We start from the raw sequence: 18,369 nt of genomic DNA on the forward strand, positions 1-18,369 counted from the left end.
CTTTTGATCAAACGAACCGGCAAACGCTATCGGACCTGGATGGCGGGCTGCGCTGCGGTGCTTGCGATCGTCCCGATCGCAAGCGCGTGCAGCTTCGGCGCGAAGGACGACGCGAACGAGCGGCGGACGCTGCGAATCGGCATGTCCTACGGCAGCAAAAACAGCGAAATGTACGTTCGCCAAGAGTTGACCGACATGTTCGAGCTCTCGCATAAAAACATCGATATCGAATACGTCAACGCGATCGATTACTCGGATCGGCAGTTCACGTCGGAAGAGGAATACAAAAAGCTTCAGCAAATCGACCCGTACGAAAAGCTGAAGGAAATCATGACGGGCGACAATCCGGTGGATGTCGTCTTTACGGACTTGAATCAGCTGCACAAGCTGGTGCAGGACAACCTGATCAAGCCCCTCGACCCGATGATCAAGGAAGACAAGATGGACCTATCCGACTTTCTTCCGGCTGTCCTGGACACGATCCGCGAACAGGGCAACGGTCAGCTGTACGGCTTGTCCTCGACCTTTTCGAACTCGGCGCTGTTCTACAACAAAAAGCTGTTCGCCAAAGCGGGGATCAACCCGCCGACGGACGGCATGACGTGGGACGAGGTGTTCGCCCTGGCCCGGTCCATGAAGTCCGGGACGGGCAAGGACGCCGTTTACGGGTTCAACACGGGCAGCTACGGCGGCGGTCTGAACTTTTACGATCTTTATTACTCCTACGTCGAGCCCTTGAATTTGCGCATGTTCGATGCGGCGGGCGAGAAGATGACGGTTGACACGGATCTCTGGAAAAAAGCGTTCGGCAAGCCGTTCGATCTGTACAAGGACCATGTCATCCCGCATCCGGAGGATCTGCAGGCCAATCAGCCGCAAAACGGCAGGTACAATCCGTATCAAGGCCGACCGTTCATCCAAGGCCAAGTCGCCATGGAGATCGGCGGGTACTACCAGGTGAACGACCTCATCAGCTACAACAAAAATGTAGACAAAATGAAAGGCGCCGAAAAGCTGGATTGGGACGTCGTCACGCTGCCGACGCACCCCGAAGCGCAGAACGGCGGCGTTGGCATCGGGCTTGGCAACCTTGCGGTGATCAATGCAAAGGCGGCCAATCCGAAGGACGCCTGGGCGCTGATCAAGCATCTGAACAGCGACGAAGTGGCCAAATTCAAGGCGCGCAGCATGTCGGATCTCAGCGTTCGCCAAACGTACCTCAAGCCGAAGGAAGGCGAGACGTACCGGATCGAGGCGTTTACCAACTTCAAGCCCGGCGTGTACATGCAGAGCGACGCGGACGAGAAGCTGTACCGCGAACGGCCGAATTTGAATTTGATCATGCAGGTCGGCCAGCTCTACGTGACGCAAGCGATCAACGGCAAGCTGACGCTGGACGAGGCGCTCAAGAGTTGGCAAACGAAGGGCAACGACCTGCTGCAAAAGATCAAGCTGAATCCGACCGGCGATCTGAACGGGGAAATTCAAGCGATTCAGGAAGCGACCTGGGGTGGCTCGGCCGAAGAGAAGCTCTGGATGGCCGCAGGCGGTTAAGAAATCTCGCAAACATGCAATCGAACGACCGAAAGGGGAGCGTCACTACAAATGAAGATGATATCGAAGTTCGCCAAAAGCTGGATCGCGGGAGGTGTCGTCCTGATGGCGGCGCTGCCGCTCATGAGCGCTTGCAGCCTCGGCTCCAAGGATGATCCGAACGAGCGCCGCACGCTGCGGATCGGCCTCGCCTACGGCAGCAAAGACAATGAAGAATGGATTCGCCGGGATTTGACCGACATGTTCGAATTGACCCACCGGAACATCGACATCGAGTTCGTAAACGGCATCGACTACTCCGATATGCAATTCGCCACGGAGGAGGACCGGAGGAAGTACCAGCAGCAAGATCCGATCGAGAAGATGAAAGAAATCATGGGCGGAGACAATCCGGTGGACGTCGTCGTTACCGACCTCTATTCGTTGGGCAAGCTCGCGGAAGAAAATCTGCTGAAGCCGCTGGACCCGCTGATCAAGGGAGACAAGCTCGATATGTCCGATTACCTCCCTAACGTGATGGACGCGATCCGCGAGCAAGGCAACGGACAGCTCTACGGCCTGTCCCCGACCTTTTATAGCAGCGCGCTTTTCTACAATAAAAAGCTGTTCGAAAAGGCGGGCGTCAATCCGCCGACGGACGGGATGACGTGGGACGAAGTATTCAACCTTGCCCGTCAGTTGAAGTCGGGATCTGGCAAGGACGCCGTGTTCGGGTTCAACATGAGCTCCTACGGCGGGGGATTTAATTATTATGAAATGCAGTATCAGTACGCCCAGCCGATGAAGCTGCGCATGTTCGACGCCGCCGGGGAAAAGATGACGGTCAATACGGAGCAGTGGCGGCAGCTGTGGAACAAGCCGTTTGGTCTGTACAAAGATCACGTCATGCCGCATCCGGAGGATATGCAAAACGAAGACCAACAAAACGGCCGCTACAATCCTTATCAAAACCGTCCGTTCTTCAAGGGCCGCGTCGCGATGGAAATCAGCAGTTATTATACCGTAAACGATCTGATTACCTACAATAAAAACGTCGACAAGATGAAAGGGGCCGAGCGGCTGGACTGGGACGTGGTTACGATGCCTTCGCATCCCGGCGGGGACGGTACCGGCAGCATCAGCCTCGGGAACGTGCTGGCGATCAACGCGAAGGGGCACAACCCGGACGACGCGTGGACCTTCATCAAGCATTACAACAGCGAAGAAGTGGCGAAGTTCAAGGCCCGCAGCAACTCGGAGCTGAGCGTGCGCAAAAAGTACGTCCAGCCGAAGGAAGGGGAAACGTATCACGTGGAGGCGTTCACGAGTACGAAGCCGACGACGAACGCGCAGAGCGACGCCGACATGAAACTGCTCCGCGAGCGGCCGAATCTGAATCTTGTCTCGGAACTGGGACAGATCTACATCCAGCAGGCCGCGGACGGCAAGATCACGTTGGACGAGGCGCTGAAACAGTGGGAGGCCAAGGGCAACGAACTGCTGCAGAAGATCAAGCTGAACCCGACCGGCGACCTGTATTCCGAGATCGAGAAGCTTCGGCAAGAAACGATGGGCGGCCCGTCCTCATTCGGATCCGGCACTGCAATCGCCGTCCCGCGTTGATCGCCGGCGAGTAAGCGGGCGCCCTCGCGTATATCCTAATGGAAGTACCACCATGTTCCGGAGGGATATGCGATGAAATGGGTTTACTGGTCCCGCCTGTACGACAGCAAGTTCCAAGCGGGATGCCTCGTACGCCGGATGGAGCACGACGGCTGGCTGTTCGGCGTCGACATGCCGCGTGAGATCGAGGTTTACCGGTCGCGCAAAGGCAAATATGGCGTGCGCTACGTCCCTTGAGTCGCGGGGGCCTTCCGCGTATGGCAGGTTTGGGGCCGGCTGCGGCATCTTGCAGCCGGCCCTGCCCTATGGTAAGGTCGAGGAGACGAGGAGGGGGAGGCGCGCATGCGAAGAATGCCCTTATCGGCGGAGACGGCTCAGAAGCTGGCCGCTCACCTGAAGGTGCCGCTCGAGCATCTCATGCATATGCCGCAGCACATCCTGCTGCAAAAGCTGGCGGAAATGGCCCAGGCCGACGCCGCCGGGGCTGCCGGAGCGTCCGATTCGGAAGGGAAGAAGGACGGAGCGCGATAAAAATACGCTCCGTCTCATTTTTTTCTTGACGAATGCATAGAAGATGATGTATATTAATTCTTGTCGCCGTTATTGGCCGCTTGGTACTCACGACGCGGGGTGGAGCAGCCCGGTAGCTCGTCGGGCTCATAACCCGAAGGCCGCAGGTTCAAATCCTGCCCCCGCAACCAAATTATCCTCGTAGGATCATGACGACGAGGGCCCTTAGCTCAGTTGGTTAGAGCTGTCGGCTCATAACCGATTGGTCGGGGGTTCGAGTCCCTCAGGGCCCACCACAGAGGATTCGGATTCACCCATTCCCATTCGACACAGGCGCCTCCGCTTTGGCCGTCGTCCCTCCGGACGCATGCGCGAGCGGAGGTTTTTTCATGGGCGACAAGGGTTTCGGATCGCGCGACAGACCGCGAATCGTTTGGAATTCACCCTGCCGCTTCTTGTGTTGACGCGGCTGGCAGGCCATGGTATTATGTTCCTCGTTGGTCGTTCAAGCGGCTGTAGATTCGCGCCCGATGAACTTTTTTTCGTTTTGCCGGAGTGGTGGAATGGCAGACACAGCAGACTTAAAATCTGCCGGGAGCAATCCCGTACCGGTTCGAGTCCGGTCTTCGGCATTCATAAAGAACGTTCGTCGCCCGGCATCCATGAGGATGGATGCCGGGCGATTTTTTTTGCGCCGTCACAGGGGGAAATACGAACGATAATATTCGGATAATAATACAAGCTTATAATAGGTCTCCATCCTGAAAGACGGGAGACAACGCGATGAAATGGCGATTCGGATGGGCTTCCACGTTTGCGAGCTGGAAGCTCCTTATGTTTGTTCTTATCTCTTTGACGGTGCTGATGCTGATCTCTTCGCAGGGCTTTCTCGTCGGCCGGCAATCGACCCGGACGATCGAGGGGCAATACGCCCGGATGATCGCCGAAAACATGGATTCGCTGTCCGTCAACCTCTCGAATTATTTGACCGCCATCGACGATTTCGCCCGCACGCTCTCGAACGATCCGGATCTGATCGCCATCCTGGCCGGCCAAGACGGCGGCAACGGCCGGAAGCAGGCGGTCGAGCGGGAGCTGCGTCTGTTCTCGGAATACTATCATCTGCGGCTCCCTGTTCATCTTCAAGTGTTCGGCCCTCGCGGGGAAATGTACGCCTACCCGTCCATCCACGCGGAGGAGGAGCGGAGCTTGGCGAGCGTCGTGTCGACCTTTCCCTGGTTCGCCCAACGGGTCGCCCTGGACAACGATTTTCTCCACTGGAACGTCAACCCCGATTTTCACGTCCGCGTTTCCTCCAACGCGCTTTACGTCAGCAAAAACATCACTCGCCAAAACCGCTCGTTCGGCTTGCTGGTCATTCAACTAAATGGCTCGCAAATCGAGCGCATGCTGAACCGCGCCCAAATCGACGAGCGCAATCCCGTCTTGCTGTTCTCCGGGGATTTGAAGACCCTCTTCCACAACGAATGGCTGCCCGCCGATTTCAGCCCGGACGCCGAAGCAGGCTTGAACGACGTCTACCGCGCGATCAAATCGAGAAACGCCGACGAAGGCGCGCTGGATATCCGGCTCGCCGGGCGCGATTACCGCCTGATGTTCAAGCAGATCGCCGCGACGCCCTGGACGATGGCATCGCTGATTCCGCCCGATCTGCTGCACGCGGACAGCGTAAGCGTCTGGCGGATGACGGCGATCACGATGGGCGTCTCCGTCGCCGTCGTCGCGTTGTTTTTCGGCGTTTTGCACGCCAAGGTGACGAGACCGGTCCGACGCCTGTCCCGCATGGTCCGGACGTATGGAGAGGGGCGCATGCCGGCGCCTTACGCTTACCGGGGGTTTCGCGAAATCGAGACGCTTAGCGAGGGGATGTACCGGTTTCTCGTCGAAATCCGAGATCAGTTCCGGACGATCAAACGGGGCGAGGAAGAGAAGAGAAGCCTGGAATTGCAGCGGCTGCAGGAGCAGATGCGCCCGCATTTCTGGCATAATTCCCTGAATGCCCTGCGGTTCATGGCCTTGCTGCACGGCGACCCCACGATGGCGGAAGCGATTCTTTCCCTCACGAAAATGCTGGACTATACGCTCCGCAACACGGACGTCCGGTTCAGCACGGTGGAAGAGGAGACCGCCTATGCCATGAACTATGTCCGGTTCCAGGAGGTCCGCACGATGAAGCGGATCCGGATCGAGCTGGAGCTGGACCCGCTCGCCCGGCAAGCGCTCGTGCCGAAGTTCACGATCCAGCCGCTCGTCGAAAACGCGATCGTTCACGGATTCGCTCCGCCTTATTCGGGAGAACCGGAGGTGCGGATCCGCGCGAAGCTGGCGGAAGGGGCTCTCGTCGTCGAAGTGGAAGACAACGGGGCGGGGCTCGATCCCGAGCGGGTCGGCCAAATGCTGCAGCCCCGACGACAACCGCCCGGCGCGGCCGGCGGCCTGAGCTTGCGGAATTTGCAGCAGCGCTTCAAGCTCGAATACGGCGAACCCTACGGCCTCGCGGCGGAAAGCCGTCCGAACGCCTTTACGCGCATCCGGCTCCGTCTCCCTTACGAACCCGGAATTCAAACGAAAGAAGGAACAAATCCATGAAAGCGATGATCGTCGAAGACGAAATATTGGTCCGGCTCGGGCTGCGCAAAGCAATCCCCTGGTCCTCCCTCGGTTTGGAGCTCGTCTGCGAAGCCCAGGACGGAGACGAGGCATGGGACTTGTTCCGGCGGTTTCAGCCCGATATCATGCTGGTGGATATCGAGATGCCGAAGTCGAACGGGCTTCAGTTCATCCGCCGGGCGAAGACGGAGCGCGCCGACACGCGGTTTATCGTGCTGACGTGCCATCAGGACATGAAATATATGCGGGAAGCGATCCAGCTGCAGGTGAACGACTTTATGCTTAAGTCCACGCTGGACATGGACGAGCTGTGCGAGATGCTCCGCAGCCTCTCCTCCGATCTGGCGCGGGAGCGCGGCGGGGCCGGAACGGCCGGTCGTCCGGACGAGGCGCCGTCCGTCGGGGCGGCGGTGGAGCGGATCTATTACGCGCTAGAGGAAGGAACGACGACGCAGCTGCGGGACGTGCTGTCCGATCCCGAGCAGCGGCTCCGGAAGGAGCTGTTCGAGCGGCTGGAGTCTCTCCGTTTCGCCGCCGCCAAGATGAAGCTGCGCGAGCTTCGCGAGGCGCTGAACCGTCCCCCGCTGCTGCAGCCGCAAGTCGTCAAAAACACGATGACGGAGTTTTTGTTCCGCGCCTGGTCCGCTTGCGAAGCGCTTGCGGAAGGCAAGCCGGCGGCTCATCACCGGCTTGTTGACCGAATCTACGCGGCGACGAGTCTGGACGAGACCGTCGCTTTGCTGGAGGAGGAGATGGACCGTCTCGAAGGATGGCTCGCGCTGACGAACACGGGCGAAGACAAGACGAAGGTCGTCTTGATGATCAAACAGTATATCAAAACGCACCTGGATCAGGAAATCTCGCTGCAGGATATTGCGAGCGCCTTCTACTTGAACAGCAGCTACCTGAGCAGGCTCTTTAAGGAAGTCAGCCGGATGAGCTTCACCGAATACGTGCTGCACGAAAAGACGGAGCTCGCCATCGTTATGATGAAGAGCGGCAAGACGCTGACGGAAATATCCGAGAAGCTAGGCTATTTAAATTTAAGCTCCTTTACCCGCATGTTCAAAAAAGTCCGCGGAAGCTCCCCTTCGAAGTTTGCGGGCGGATAAACGAAAAGTCATATCCGGCTAAAGACTTCTTCCCCGTTTACACCCCCTTTACAGCGGCCGTACATCGCGATGACAACCTCGCGGATCGGCCGCGCGATGATAAACGATCGGTCATGCGCTGTAGTCCCCCGCGCGTCCAATTCTTCCTATCATGAAGGTAGTCAGGCCTATCAACGATCGCTAGCGGGAGGAATGGAACATGAAAGTCGGCAAAGGATGCGCGCCGTCGGTCAAGCGGGCCGCCGCGGCCGCGCTCGCAACCGTCCTGATCGGAACGGGTTCGGCGGGCGCTTCGTTCGCGGCCGCAGGGCAGCCGTCGTCGGACATTCAAGGCCATTGGGCCGAAAGCACGCTGCAGCGCTGGTCGCAGTCCGGGCTGCTGAAAGGCGGCGCGAACGGCCGAATCGAGCCGAATCGGCCGCTGACCCGCTCGGAATGGGCGGCGCTCGCCAACCGGGCGTTCGGCTACGCCGAAGCGGGAGAGGTGAAGTTTAAAGATCTGCCGGCAACGAGCTGGGCATATGACGACATTCGCAAGGCCGTCAAAGCGGGCTACCTCGTCGGCTTCGAGGACGGCACGATCCGCCTTGCGAGCCCCGTCAGCCGGCAGGAAGCGGCGGTCATGCTGGCGCGCATGCTCCATCTCGATGCGCAGCCGGAAGCGGCCGGCGCGGCGACGTTCGCGGACGAGACGGCGATCCCCGCCTGGAGCCGCCCGGCCGTGCACGCCCTCGCCGGAGAGCATCTGCTTATCGGCTACCGCGACGGCTCCTTCAAGCCGCGGGCGAACATCACCCGGGCCGAGGCGATCGTCCTGCTGGACAAGGCCGTGAACAGGCAGCCCCCTTCGGAGGGCGGCACGACGCCCGGCGGAGGCGGCACGACACCGGGCGATGGAGGCACGACGCCGGGGGAAGGGACGAGCCCGGTCGCGTTTTTTGCGACGGACGACCCGGCGGTGCCGCAGGCGCTCCGCGATTATGCGCTCGTGTTGGCCGGCCGAAAGACGGTCGACTACACCTATCCGTTCCAAACGTCCGCGCTGGCCATCGTCGGAAAGAAGGGCGACGCGAACGTCGTCGACGGCGCCGGCTGGATGTGGGCGGCCTCCGGGACGACGCTGAAGCGGTTCGATCCGTACGCCGCCGATCCGGACGCGGTCAAAACCTTCGGGGACGGCACCGATTTTCAAGGGACGATCCGGGCGCTGCTGACGGACAACCGCCACGTCTGGGTGCTGACCGATCGGAACGTTTCCCGCATTCGCTATTCCTAATGCCCGAGGCCCAAGGAGGACGGACCACATGAACCTGAACAAGCACGCGAAACGTCTGCGGCTCGCGCCGCTCGCCCTGCTCCTGGCCGCGAGCGCGCCGCTACCCGCGCTGGCGGGCGGCAACCCTCTGCCGAACGCCGCCTATACGGCGGCCGCGATTGGAAAGACGTACCAGAAAGCGATGGACTACTACAGCAACGAGGAGTTTGCCCGGACGCCCGACCTGACGGACGAACGTCGATCGAAGATCCTGGCCGGACTGGAGGCTTCGCGGGACGTTCCGACGCAGCTTGAGATCGTGAAGACGATCGGCACGGAGCAGGTAACGGCTTTCGCGCGAGAGGGCGACACGTTGTGGATCGGCACGGTCAAGGGGCTGCAGCGCCTCAACGTCAAGGAAGACGATCCGCGGAACGTCTCTCAGTTCTTCGCCGGGCCCCGCTATTTGTACAACGGGGACGACCGCGTGACCGGCTTGTTCGCCGACGGCGAACACGGCGTCTGGGTCCGCAACGGCGGCGGCATCGTCCATATCCGGATGACGCTGCGTTCGCTGAAGGAGAAGGCCGATACGTTCGAGCGGCTGACCAAGGCGGTCAACGACCGCAACGGCATGATCGGCGAGGACGTTCCGTATACCCGCAGCGGAGAGACGTATGCCGGCAGGCTGTCGACGAACGACAACGACGGCCTGTGGACGAGCGAATACGCGATCGGCGAAATCTTCCGCTACTTGACGGCCAAGCGGGAGGGCGACGCCGCAGAGACGTCCGCAGCCAAGGCAGATGCGACCCGCGCCGCGAAAGCCGTCATGCTGCTCGCCCAAATATCGGGACGCGGCGACGGCTTCGTAGCCCGCTCCTACATCATGGAAGGAGACCCGCAGCCGAACGGCCTTTGGTTCCGCAAGCAGATAGCGGAAACGGTCGACGGCAACGGTTCCGTGACGTCCTCCGCGTATGGCGTGGCGGTGGACACGTCCGACGCGCGGAAGAAGGAAGAACTGCAGATCACCGACCCCGAGCTGGTGGCCGAAGCCGAGCGCGCGTACGAAGCGGCGACGGGGCATCCTTACGCCGAAGATTACGGAGACAAGGGAATCTTCCCCGTACTCAAGGACATGAACGGGCAGGTCGTCTGGCAGCTGAAGTCGCCGATCGTCGAAGATGTCGACCCTATGCTGGCCGAGCTGTACGGGGGCAACGGCAACGACTACAAAATCATTTATAAGGCGGATACCTCCTCCGACGAAGTGAACGGCCAGATGGCGCTCCTGTACTTTGCAGCCAACGATTTGTTCGACGGGACAGGGCCGGAAGACGCCCATTTGCGGTCGCTCGCCATTCGCTTCGCCGACCGGATCGTCAAGGGCATCGTCACGAACGGCTTTACGATGATGGACGCGACCCGCCGTCCGACGACGTGGGCGAGATGGAACGCCGGCTATTTCGCGCCGCAAATCGACGACACCCTTAATACGGAGGGCATCCCTCCCGGCGAATACGAGGGCGGTTACGAGAGCGACGTCAACGCGGACGAAATCGTTAGCTTTGTCAAGACGGCCATCTATTTGACCTCGCTGGAGCCGGAGCTGTACGCCGAGGACAACGCCTTGTTCCGGGACGCGTACGACAAGCTATGGACGCCGCGAGCGGATGGCGGCCGCTACGACAACAACGACGACAGCTATACCGCCGCGACCGACGGCATCGGTTACATCGAGATCATGGAGCAGTACATTCAGCGCAAGAAGGATGTCCTGTCGAGCGACTTCGACGATTACCCGGACATCAACAGCGCCATTCACGCGACGGGCAATTGGCGGCTTGCCATCAACTTTTCCGACGAAAACCTATTCGCGGTGGCGTTCCTCCCGCTGATCGACATCGAGATGAACGAAAACCCGAACTCCGAGCGGGTCGCCAAGCTGCGCGGCGTGTTCGACCAGTGGTGGGCCAACATGAAGGACGAGAACAACCCGTTCTACATCTATCTGTACCAAAAGACATATCCCGAGCGGACGGACGCCGACCTGAACGCGGCCGCGTGGGCCTTGTCCCGATCTCCGCAGTACCGGGTCCTTTTCCCTGTCAATAACAGCATGCGGGACGACGCGCTGCTCGTGCGGTACTTCAATTACCGCGACTACGCCAAAATCAACGGAGATCGCAAAGGCGTCGTGTCGACCAGCCGCCCGCTGCCGCCGGACGAGGTGGACATTCACAAGTTCAATTCCAGCCCGTTCACGGCTTTGTCGGGCTTCGCCAACGCGACGGTAAAGGACGGCGATTACGTCGACTATACCCAAACGAAGTACAACGCCGTCAGCTATGCCGCGGGCTCGATGGAGAGCGGCACATGGTACCTGCTGCCTTACTGGATGGGACGCTACTACGGCATGTTGAAAGAACGATAATCAGACTCGAAACCGGATAGGAGAGACAAGAGAGATGAATGCCATGCAAAAGGGAACCAAGCTCCTGCTGATCGGGAGCCTCGCCTTGCTGGCGGCTTGCGGCAGCGGAGGCGGCTCGCCGTCCGCTTCTTCCGCGGCCGGCGGAGACGCGGCGGGAACAAAGGTCAAGCTCGTGTTTTGGAACACATCTTACCCGACGATTGACGAGAACGACAAGACGAAGAAAAAAGAAGATTTCTACATTTACAAAGCGATCTCCCGATACGAAGCAGCCCATCCAGGCGTCACGATCGAGATCCAGGACGTGCCCGACGGCGCGAACGCGATGACGAAATTCCAGACGGCGGGCATCGCGGGCAACGGCCCGGACGTCACGAACCTGTGGTCGGGCAACTATACGATGGATTTGAAATCGTTCATCCAACCGCTCAACGCGTATTTGAAGCCGTCGGACATCGAGGCGATGACGGGGTGGAACGCGGTGACCGAGAACTTCGCGGACGAAGGCACGATCTACGGCATCCCCGACGGCAGCGACGGCACGATCGGCATCCTGTACAACAAGAAGCTGTTCGCCGCGGCCGGCATCGATCCCGTCCAGCAACCGCCCCGCACCTACGGCGACTTCACCGCCATGCTGAAGAAGCTGAAGGAAAGCGGCGTAACGCCCGTCGGCACCGGCGAGGACGGCGACTTCGTCTACTTCCTGGACTACTGGTTCGCGCAGATGGTCGGCACGTCCGGCATCAACGATATCGTGAACGGCAAGATGAACTTCCGCAACGACAAGCTGGCCGACGTCATGCAGCGGTATCTGAAAATTTACAAGGACGGCTATGTGAAAACGGACCAGCACGAGACGCAGTTCTACAACGGCAAAGTGGCCCTTATCTTCGGCGGCTACAACCTGCTGGCCGACGCTAGCGCTGCGCTCGGAGACGACCTCGGCATGATGAAAATTCCGAATTTCAGCGAGGCCGCCCTGGTCAAGGACGGCGGCATCGGCGGCACCGGCGCGGACTTTGTCGTCTCCAAATCGTCCGCGCACCCGGAGGAGGCGGTCAAGTTCATCCTCTTTCTGATGAGCAAGGAGGAGCAGATCGCGCGGTTCAAGGACGGCTACGGCAAGCTGCTGAACTTGAAGGACGTCGACGCCGCCCAGTTCACCGACAATCCGCTCGTCATCGAGCAGCAGAAGTGGGCGAGCGAGCCTTCCACGATCTTTTGGCCGGACAACATCTATCCGTCCGAGCTGTCCGACTACATCGGCTCGCTCAATTCGCTCGTCATCAAGAGCCAGCTCGACGCCGGAGACTTCTTCGCCAAGCTGGACCAGAAGCGGGACGAAATTCTCGCCCAGAAGTAAGCGAAAACGGATCTTCCCCGCGAGGCGATCGCGGGGAAGATCCGAACCTTTCCGCAAAGAGAGGCTTGTCCCATGCATTACCGAACGAAAGAAGCCATGACCGGCTATCTCTCGCTGCTGCCGGCGTTTCTCGCCTTGGGCGCGATCGTGTTTTATCCGATGGCGAACACGATCTATCACAGCTTCACGAAATGGAACGGCGCCGAAGCCGAATGGATCGGCCTCCGCAATTACGCGTTCATTTTCTCCAACGGAGAGCTGTGGACGATGCTGCGCAACAACGTCATTTTCCTGCTGTCGATTCCCGGCATCCTCCTGCTGTCCCTCGTCGTCTCGGTGCTGTTGTTCGAGGAAGTCCGCGGCTGGCGGGTGTTCCGTTCGCTCTATTATATTCCGACCATTCTCTCCCCGGTCGTCGTCGGCCTGCTGATGAAGATGATGTTCGCCCAGTCGGGCGTCGTCAACCGGTTCCTGCACGCGATCGGCCTGACCGACGGCCAGACGGAGTGGCTCTCCCGGGCGCCGACGGCGTTTCTGGTGCTCCTCTTCTGCTTCTACTGGCAGACGCTCGGGCAGGGCGCGCTCATCTTCCTGTCCGGCCTGTCGTCGGTCCCGCCCGACATGTACGAGGCGGCCAGCATCGACGGAGCGGGCTGGTGGCAGCGGCTGCTGCGCATCACCATGCCTTCGCTCGTCCCCACAATCGTCTACTTTACCGTCACCAACGCCATCTACTGCTTCATCGGCCTTTTCTCGCTCGTCTACGCGGTGACCCAAGGCGGGCCGGGGAGAGAGACGACGCCGATCGATTACATGATCTATATCAAAGCGTTCCAGTCGCCCGGCCAGCTCGGCTACGCCAGCGCGCTGTCGGTGCTGCTGTTTGCCATCGTACTGCTCGTTTCCTGGGCGCAAATCCGGCTGTCCAATCGCTTCGAACCCTAGGGAGTCGAATTCGCCATGACCAACCGAAAAACATTATCCGTTCGCTTGATCATCACCTTCGCCCTCGTCGCCATCGCGGTCGTCGATGTTTATCCGATCGTCTACATGGCGGTCAACAGCTCGCGAACCGCGGTCGACTTTTTCCAACGGCCGGGCGGTCTGCCGTCGCCCTGGAACTTCGACAATTTCAAGGCGCTGTATTACCGCTTCGACGTCCTGCGCCTTTTCGGCAACACGCTGATCGGATCCGCCGCGGCCTTTGCGCTCGCGATGGCGCTGTCCGTGCCGGCGGCCTTCGCTTTCGCGAAGATCCGGTTTCCGCTGCGCCAAAGTTTGTATATGACGGTTATCGCAACGATGACCATCCCCGGCATCACATTCGTCGTGCCGAACTTCCTGCTTTTTTCGCGGCTCGGACTCGTCGATCGTCTGGTCTCCGTGATTGTTCTGTGGGCGATCACCAGCGTTCCTTCGAACATCTTTTTGCTCGCCGCGATCATGCGGGGCATCCCGAACGAATTGCTGGAAGCGGGCAAGGTCGACGGCATCGGCTACGTCCGGACGCTTCTCCGGCTCGTCGTCCCTCTGTCCGCGCCCGGCATGCTCACGCTCGCCATCTTCAACGCGACGGGCTGGTGGAACGACCTGTTCACGCCGTTGATCTTCCTGCAATCGGACGAGCTGAAGACGATGACCGTCGCCGTGGCGACCATTCTCAAACGGTTCGATACCGACTATCCGCTCCTGCTGGCGGGGCTGTTCATGACGTCGATTCCGCCGATCGCGATTTACGTCGCGCTGCAAAAATATATGAAAAAAGGACTTGTCATCGGGTCCGTCAAATAAGTGGAGGTGCCGAAAATGACGCAATCGCCCCTTCGGCTGGGCATCGTGGGCGGCAATCGGGGCGGCCGGTTCAGACGGCTTCTGTCCGGAGCCGACGAGCGGATTCGCCTCGCGGCGATCTGCGACCTGCGGGAAGCGGTCGTCGCCGAATGGCAGGCGGCATACCCCGGCCTGGCCGGCTATACCGATTACGACCGTCTGCTCGAGGACCCGTCGATCGACGCCGTCCTGCTGGCGAGTCCGATGCTGCTGCACGCCAGCCAAGCGATCCGCGCGCTCCGCGCCGGCAAGCACGTGCTGAGCGAGGTCATCGCCGCCCATACGCTGGAAGAAACGTGGGAGCTGGTCGAGACCGTGGAGCAGACCGGGCTGGTCTACATGCTCGCGGAAAATTACTGTTACGAACGCGAGAGCCTCGTCGTTCGGCGAATGGCGGAGCAAGGACTGTTCGGGGAATTGACCTACCTCGAAGGAGGCTACATTCACGATCTGCGCCATGCCGTCCACGCGCCCGACGGCTCGCTTACGTGGCGGGGCGAGCTGCATCGCGATTACGACGGGCTGAATTATCCGACCCATTCGATCGGCCCGATCGCCAAGTGGCTGGGGCTGGGGAAGCCCGGCGGGGACCGGCTGGCGACGATTTCCGCCTTTACCTCGCCGTCGCGTTCGCTTCAGCGCTACTACCGGGACAAGTTCGGCGCGGGGCACCCGGCCGCGCGGGACGGGTATTGGCGCCAGGGCGATTCGGCCGTGGCCCAGCTCGTCACGGAGCGCGGCGTGCTCGTCACGCTGCGGGTCGACTGGACGTCCGCGAGGCCGCACAATATGCATCAGTACGCGCTGCAAGGAACGGAGGGCGCTTACGTCTCGCGCAGGCACGACGGCGAATCGGATCTCGTCTGGATTCACGGACGATCGCCGATGGAGCCGCCTCCCTGGGGCGGCGAACCGGAAGGGCGGTGGGAGCCGCTCGAAAAGTACCGGGAGCGGTATGACTCGCCCTTGTGGCGACGGTTGGAGGAAGAAGCGGGGGAGGGCGGGCACGGCGGGTCCAACCGGCTCGTGGTCGAAGAATTCGCTGCCGCGATCCGGGATCGGCGCGCGCCTGCCATCGACGTGTACGACGCGGCCGAGTGGAGCTGTATTTTTCCGCTGTCGGTCGTCTCGCGCGAACAGGGCGGCGCACCGGTCGCCGTGCCCGATTTTCGCAGGAAGGACAGGAGGGACGAAGAATGACCGAAGAAAGACTGCTGCCCCAATTGGTCATGCGAAGAACGCTGGCGCAGCTGCCGGAATACGAATGGCCGGCCGGCTACTCGTTGCGCAGCTTCCGGCCGGGGGACGAAGTTCACTGGGAGCGGCTCGTGGAGCGGGCGTTCGGCTGGAGCCGCGGCTTTCGCCAGGAGATCCAGTCCCACTATGCCTATCACCCGAAAAACGTGCTATTCGTCTGCGCGGGCGAACAGCCGGTGGCTACCGCTTGCGCGTGGCAGGAGCCGCAATGGGAGGACGACTGCGGCTATCTGCACATGGTAGCCGTCGATCCCGATCATACAGGCCGGGGGCTCGGCTTCGGCGTCAGCTTGGCCGCCCTGCGCGCGATGGCCGATGACGGCAAACGGCAGGTCGCGCTCGAGACCGACGACTTCCGGTTGCCGGCCATTCGCACGTATGTGAAGCTGGGCTTTCGTCCGGACGCCTCCGAGGCGGCGATCCGGGACCGGTGGGAACGCGTCTATCGCCGGCTTCGGCTGCCCTACGGCGTGCGAGTCTCTGGCGAGTCGCAGGCGGGAAGTCCGGCGGTGCCGAACGAGGATGCCGTGGTCGTCAATCCGGACGCGAACGTATTTGCGGTCATCGACGGGGTGTCGGCCGTCGTGCCCTATACGGACGATGAGGGCCGCTCGGGCGGCTGCATCGCCGCTCGTCTGCTAGCGGACGAGCTGAGCGCCGCCGATCCCGAGCTCGATCTTCGGGCGGCGGTGCTGCGGGCCAACGCGTCGCTGCTGGCCCGCATGGAGGAGGCGGGCGTCGACGTCGCGGCGAAATGGAAGCGATGGGGCGCGGTGTTCGCCGCGGTCAAATGGGGCCTGACCCGCGTCGAATACGTACAGGCCGGCGACTGCATGCTGCTGGCCCGGTACGCGGACGGCGACGTGCGGGTGCTTACCCGCAACCAAGTCGCGGACTTCGACCGCCAGTCGCTGGGAGCCAAGCGGCAGCTCTCCCAGTCGGGCAAGCTGTCCGCGGAAGAGATCGCGGGCCGGATGAAGCCGGTATTCAAACACAACCGCGACAAGGCAAACGCGCCGGACGGCTACGGCGTCATGAACGGCGATCCCGCCCTGGCGGACGCGATGGAATACGGCAGCCTTTCCAAAGAGCGAATAACTCGCATTTACGCGGTGACGGACGGCATGTTCCATTTGATCGAGTACGACGACGACCCGCGCAAGTGGGAGAAGCTTGCGGACCGGCTGGACGCGATCGGCATCGCCGCGTACATGGAGGAGCTGCGCGAAAGGGAACAACGCGACGCGTCTTGTGAGCAATACCCGCGCCACAAAACGTCCGACGACAAATCGGCCGTCATCGTGGAACGGCTGTGGGAATAAGCGGCAAGCCTCGCGATCGGGAGTGCCGCTTTGGACGCCTTCGGGCGTCTTTTTTATGGGGCGGCGGAGGACGAGGTGGAGACACTTGGAGAGAAAGAACGCGCGAAAAAAAGACGGAACCCGGCATTCGCAGCGCGAATGGCCGGGTTCCGTCTGTCCGCCTACTTTCGCCGCGAACGCAGCGACGCCAGCGTGCTTTCATTCGGGACGAGGACGGCGCCGCTCTTGGAGATGCCGATCCGCTGCGCGGCGTAGATGCCGGTATGGCCGGAGAAGAGGTAGCTGACGACGCACCCGAGGAACAGGTACACCGCGCCTTCGGCGCCGAAAAGCTCGATGCCGAGGAGGAAGCAGGCAATCGGCGTGTTGGTCGCGCCGCAAAAGACGGAGACGAAGCCGATCGCCGCCAGGAACGGCGCCGCCAAGTGAAGGTAGGGCGCCAAGGCGCTGCCGAGCGTGGCGCCGATCGCGAAGAGCGGCGTCACTTCGCCCCCCTGAAAGCCTGCCCCGAGCGTCACCGAGGTGAACAGGGTTTTCAGCAAAAAGGCGAAAGGAGAGACGCTCTCCTCGAACGCATGCTGGATCAAGGGGATGCCGAGTCCGAGATAGTCGCGCGTGCCGAACAGGTAGACCATTCCGATGACGAGTAAGCCGCCGCCAAAGCTCCGGAGCACCAGGTGGGGAATCCGCTTCGCGAACAGCGCCTTCAAATAACGGGTCAGCTCGCTGAACAGCAATCCCGCCAAGCCGAACAGGATCGCGGCGAGCAGCACCTTGCCGAGGAGCGGGGCGCTCATGGCGGGCACGGGTCCCATGTCGTACGACAAGTGCCGGATTCCCCAAGCGGCCGTGACCCGGTCGCCGACGAAGCTCGCGACGAAGCAGGGGAGCAGCGCTTCGTACCGCATGAGGCCGATGGCGAGCACCTCCAGGCCGAAGACGGTGCCGGCGAGCGGCGTGCCGAATACGGAACCGAAGCCGCTGCTGATGCCGCACATGAGCAGGAGTTTCCGGTCGAACGCGTTCAGGCGCAGCGTCCGTCCGATCCCGTCGGCCAGGCTGCCCGCCATCTGGATCGCCGTCCCTTCCCGTCCGGCGGAGCCGCCGAACAGATGGGTCAACCAGGTGCCGATCAGGGCAAGCGGCGCCATCCGGAGAGGGACCGAACCCGGCTCGCCGTGAATTTGCGCGAGGATGAGGTTGTTGCCTTTGGCGGCGTCTTTGCCGACCTTCAGATATAGATAACTTACCGCGGCGCCGCCGACCGGCAGCAGCCACAGGAGCCAGCCGTGCGCCAACCGGGCGTCCGTAACCCGGTCCAGCCCGTAAAGGAACAAGGCGGACGCCGAGCCCGCCGCGACCCCGACGAGCCCGCCGATGATCCCCCAATAGAGGAGCGAGCCGACGAGGCCGATATGCGTCCACCGGGACGCGTATCCTCCCCAAGTCTCTTTCAAACGTGCATACCGCGTCTTCAAACACCCGTCTCTCCT

General features: G+C 61.2%; 14 protein-coding genes and 3 tRNA genes. 16 read left to right on the forward strand and 1 reads right to left on the reverse strand.

The genetic code is table 11. The features are described from left to right. The first annotated feature begins 3 nt into the window (after positions 1–3). The 16 genes from LKX83_RS07465 to LKX83_RS07540 all read left to right on the forward strand — a co-directional run bounded on the left by LKX83_RS07465 (position 4) and on the right by LKX83_RS07540 (position 16,876). Complete coding sequence (locus LKX83_RS07465; protein WP_227881550.1) at positions 4–1,554, forward strand: ABC transporter substrate-binding protein; 1,551 nt, start codon at positions 4–6, stop codon at positions 1,552–1,554. Between the two features lie 51 nt (positions 1,555–1,605). Further along, complete coding sequence (locus LKX83_RS07470) at positions 1,606–3,156, forward strand: ABC transporter substrate-binding protein (protein ID WP_227881551.1); 1,551 nt, start codon at positions 1,606–1,608, stop codon at positions 3,154–3,156. A 72-nt stretch (positions 3,157–3,228) separates the two neighbouring features. Beyond that, complete coding sequence (locus LKX83_RS07475; protein ID WP_227881552.1) at positions 3,229–3,393, forward strand: hypothetical protein; 165 nt, start codon at positions 3,229–3,231, stop codon at positions 3,391–3,393. Positions 3,394–3,498: 105 nt separating this feature from the next. Further along, complete coding sequence (locus LKX83_RS07480) at positions 3,499–3,687, forward strand: YycC family protein (protein ID WP_227881553.1); 189 nt, start codon at positions 3,499–3,501, stop codon at positions 3,685–3,687. A gap of 93 nt (positions 3,688–3,780) precedes the next feature. Continuing rightward, a tRNA-Met gene (locus LKX83_RS07485) sits at positions 3,781–3,857 on the forward strand. 28 nt (positions 3,858–3,885) lie between these two features. Continuing rightward, positions 3,886–3,962: transfer RNA gene (locus tag LKX83_RS07490), tRNA-Ile, on the forward strand. A 253-nt stretch (positions 3,963–4,215) separates the two neighbouring features. After that, positions 4,216–4,298 (forward strand) — tRNA-Leu (locus LKX83_RS07495). 151 nt (positions 4,299–4,449) lie between these two features. Then, positions 4,450–6,276, forward strand: a complete 1,827-nt coding sequence (locus LKX83_RS07500) for a sensor histidine kinase (RefSeq protein WP_227881554.1) — start codon at positions 4,450–4,452, stop codon at positions 6,274–6,276. Continuing rightward, the gene (locus tag LKX83_RS07505; RefSeq protein ID WP_227881555.1) at positions 6,273–7,409 is read left to right on the forward strand and encodes a response regulator transcription factor; all 1,137 of its coding nucleotides are present in this window, start codon (positions 6,273–6,275) and stop codon (positions 7,407–7,409) included. Before LKX83_RS07500 ends, LKX83_RS07505 begins: the two co-directional genes overlap by 4 nt. Before the next feature lie 199 nt (positions 7,410–7,608). Then, a complete protein-coding gene (locus LKX83_RS07510) occupies positions 7,609–8,685 on the forward strand; it encodes an S-layer homology domain-containing protein (RefSeq protein ID WP_227881556.1) in 1,077 nt (358 codons plus the stop codon). Positions 8,686–8,713: 28 nt separating this feature from the next. Beyond that, positions 8,714–11,101, forward strand: a complete 2,388-nt coding sequence (locus LKX83_RS07515) for a hypothetical protein (RefSeq protein ID WP_227881557.1) — start codon at positions 8,714–8,716, stop codon at positions 11,099–11,101. A gap of 34 nt (positions 11,102–11,135) precedes the next feature. Further along, positions 11,136–12,467: an ABC transporter substrate-binding protein gene (locus tag LKX83_RS07520; RefSeq protein ID WP_227881558.1), complete on the forward strand. Its 1,332-nt coding sequence runs from the start codon at positions 11,136–11,138 to the stop codon at positions 12,465–12,467. Between the two features lie 72 nt (positions 12,468–12,539). Then, positions 12,540–13,412, forward strand: a complete 873-nt coding sequence (locus tag LKX83_RS07525) for a carbohydrate ABC transporter permease (RefSeq protein WP_227881559.1) — start codon at positions 12,540–12,542, stop codon at positions 13,410–13,412. 15 nt (positions 13,413–13,427) lie between these two features. Beyond that, positions 13,428–14,258: a carbohydrate ABC transporter permease gene (locus tag LKX83_RS07530; protein ID WP_227881560.1), complete on the forward strand. Its 831-nt coding sequence runs from the start codon at positions 13,428–13,430 to the stop codon at positions 14,256–14,258. 15 nt (positions 14,259–14,273) lie between these two features. Beyond that, positions 14,274–15,497 carry a Gfo/Idh/MocA family protein gene (locus LKX83_RS07535; RefSeq protein ID WP_227881561.1) on the forward strand — a complete coding sequence of 408 codons (1,224 nt, stop codon included), beginning with the start codon at positions 14,274–14,276 and terminating at the stop codon, positions 15,495–15,497. Further along, positions 15,494–16,876 carry a GNAT family N-acetyltransferase gene (locus tag LKX83_RS07540; RefSeq protein WP_227881562.1) on the forward strand — a complete coding sequence of 461 codons (1,383 nt, stop codon included), beginning with the start codon at positions 15,494–15,496 and terminating at the stop codon, positions 16,874–16,876. Before LKX83_RS07535 ends, LKX83_RS07540 begins: the two co-directional genes overlap by 4 nt. Before the next feature lie 161 nt (positions 16,877–17,037). On the opposite strand, the gene LKX83_RS07545 is transcribed toward LKX83_RS07540, so the two are convergent. Then, complete coding sequence (locus tag LKX83_RS07545; protein WP_370639042.1) at positions 17,038–18,354, reverse strand: voltage-gated chloride channel family protein; 1,317 nt, start codon at positions 18,352–18,354, stop codon at positions 17,038–17,040. Positions 18,355–18,369: the final 15 nt, after the last annotated feature.

This window comes from Cohnella baijiui, assembly GCF_020731285.1.
Lineage (GTDB): Bacteria > Bacillota > Bacilli > Paenibacillales > Paenibacillaceae > Cohnella.

Excerpts from the sequence above, each read along its gene's own strand:
- LKX83_RS07470 (WP_227881551.1), top strand. The coding sequence starts at position 1,606 with ATGAAGATGATATCGAAGTTCGCCAAAAGCTGGATCGCGGGAGGTGTC.
- LKX83_RS07515 (WP_227881557.1), top strand. The coding sequence starts at position 8,714 with ATGAACCTGAACAAGCACGCGAAACGTCTGCGGCTCGCGCCGCTCGCC.
- LKX83_RS07505 (WP_227881555.1), top strand. The coding sequence starts at position 6,273 with ATGAAAGCGATGATCGTCGAAGACGAAATATTGGTCCGGCTCGGGCTG.
- LKX83_RS07530 (WP_227881560.1), top strand. The coding sequence starts at position 13,428 with ATGACCAACCGAAAAACATTATCCGTTCGCTTGATCATCACCTTCGCC.
- LKX83_RS07500 (WP_227881554.1), top strand. The coding sequence starts at position 4,450 with ATGAAATGGCGATTCGGATGGGCTTCCACGTTTGCGAGCTGGAAGCTC.
- LKX83_RS07540 (WP_227881562.1), top strand. The coding sequence starts at position 15,494 with ATGACCGAAGAAAGACTGCTGCCCCAATTGGTCATGCGAAGAACGCTG.
- LKX83_RS07480 (WP_227881553.1), top strand. The coding sequence starts at position 3,499 with ATGCGAAGAATGCCCTTATCGGCGGAGACGGCTCAGAAGCTGGCCGCT.
- LKX83_RS07525 (WP_227881559.1), top strand. The coding sequence starts at position 12,540 with ATGCATTACCGAACGAAAGAAGCCATGACCGGCTATCTCTCGCTGCTG.
- LKX83_RS07510 (WP_227881556.1), top strand. The coding sequence starts at position 7,609 with ATGAAAGTCGGCAAAGGATGCGCGCCGTCGGTCAAGCGGGCCGCCGCG.
- LKX83_RS07535 (WP_227881561.1), top strand. The coding sequence starts at position 14,274 with ATGACGCAATCGCCCCTTCGGCTGGGCATCGTGGGCGGCAATCGGGGC.
- LKX83_RS07475 (WP_227881552.1), top strand. The coding sequence starts at position 3,229 with ATGAAATGGGTTTACTGGTCCCGCCTGTACGACAGCAAGTTCCAAGCG.
- LKX83_RS07520 (WP_227881558.1), top strand. The coding sequence starts at position 11,136 with ATGAATGCCATGCAAAAGGGAACCAAGCTCCTGCTGATCGGGAGCCTC.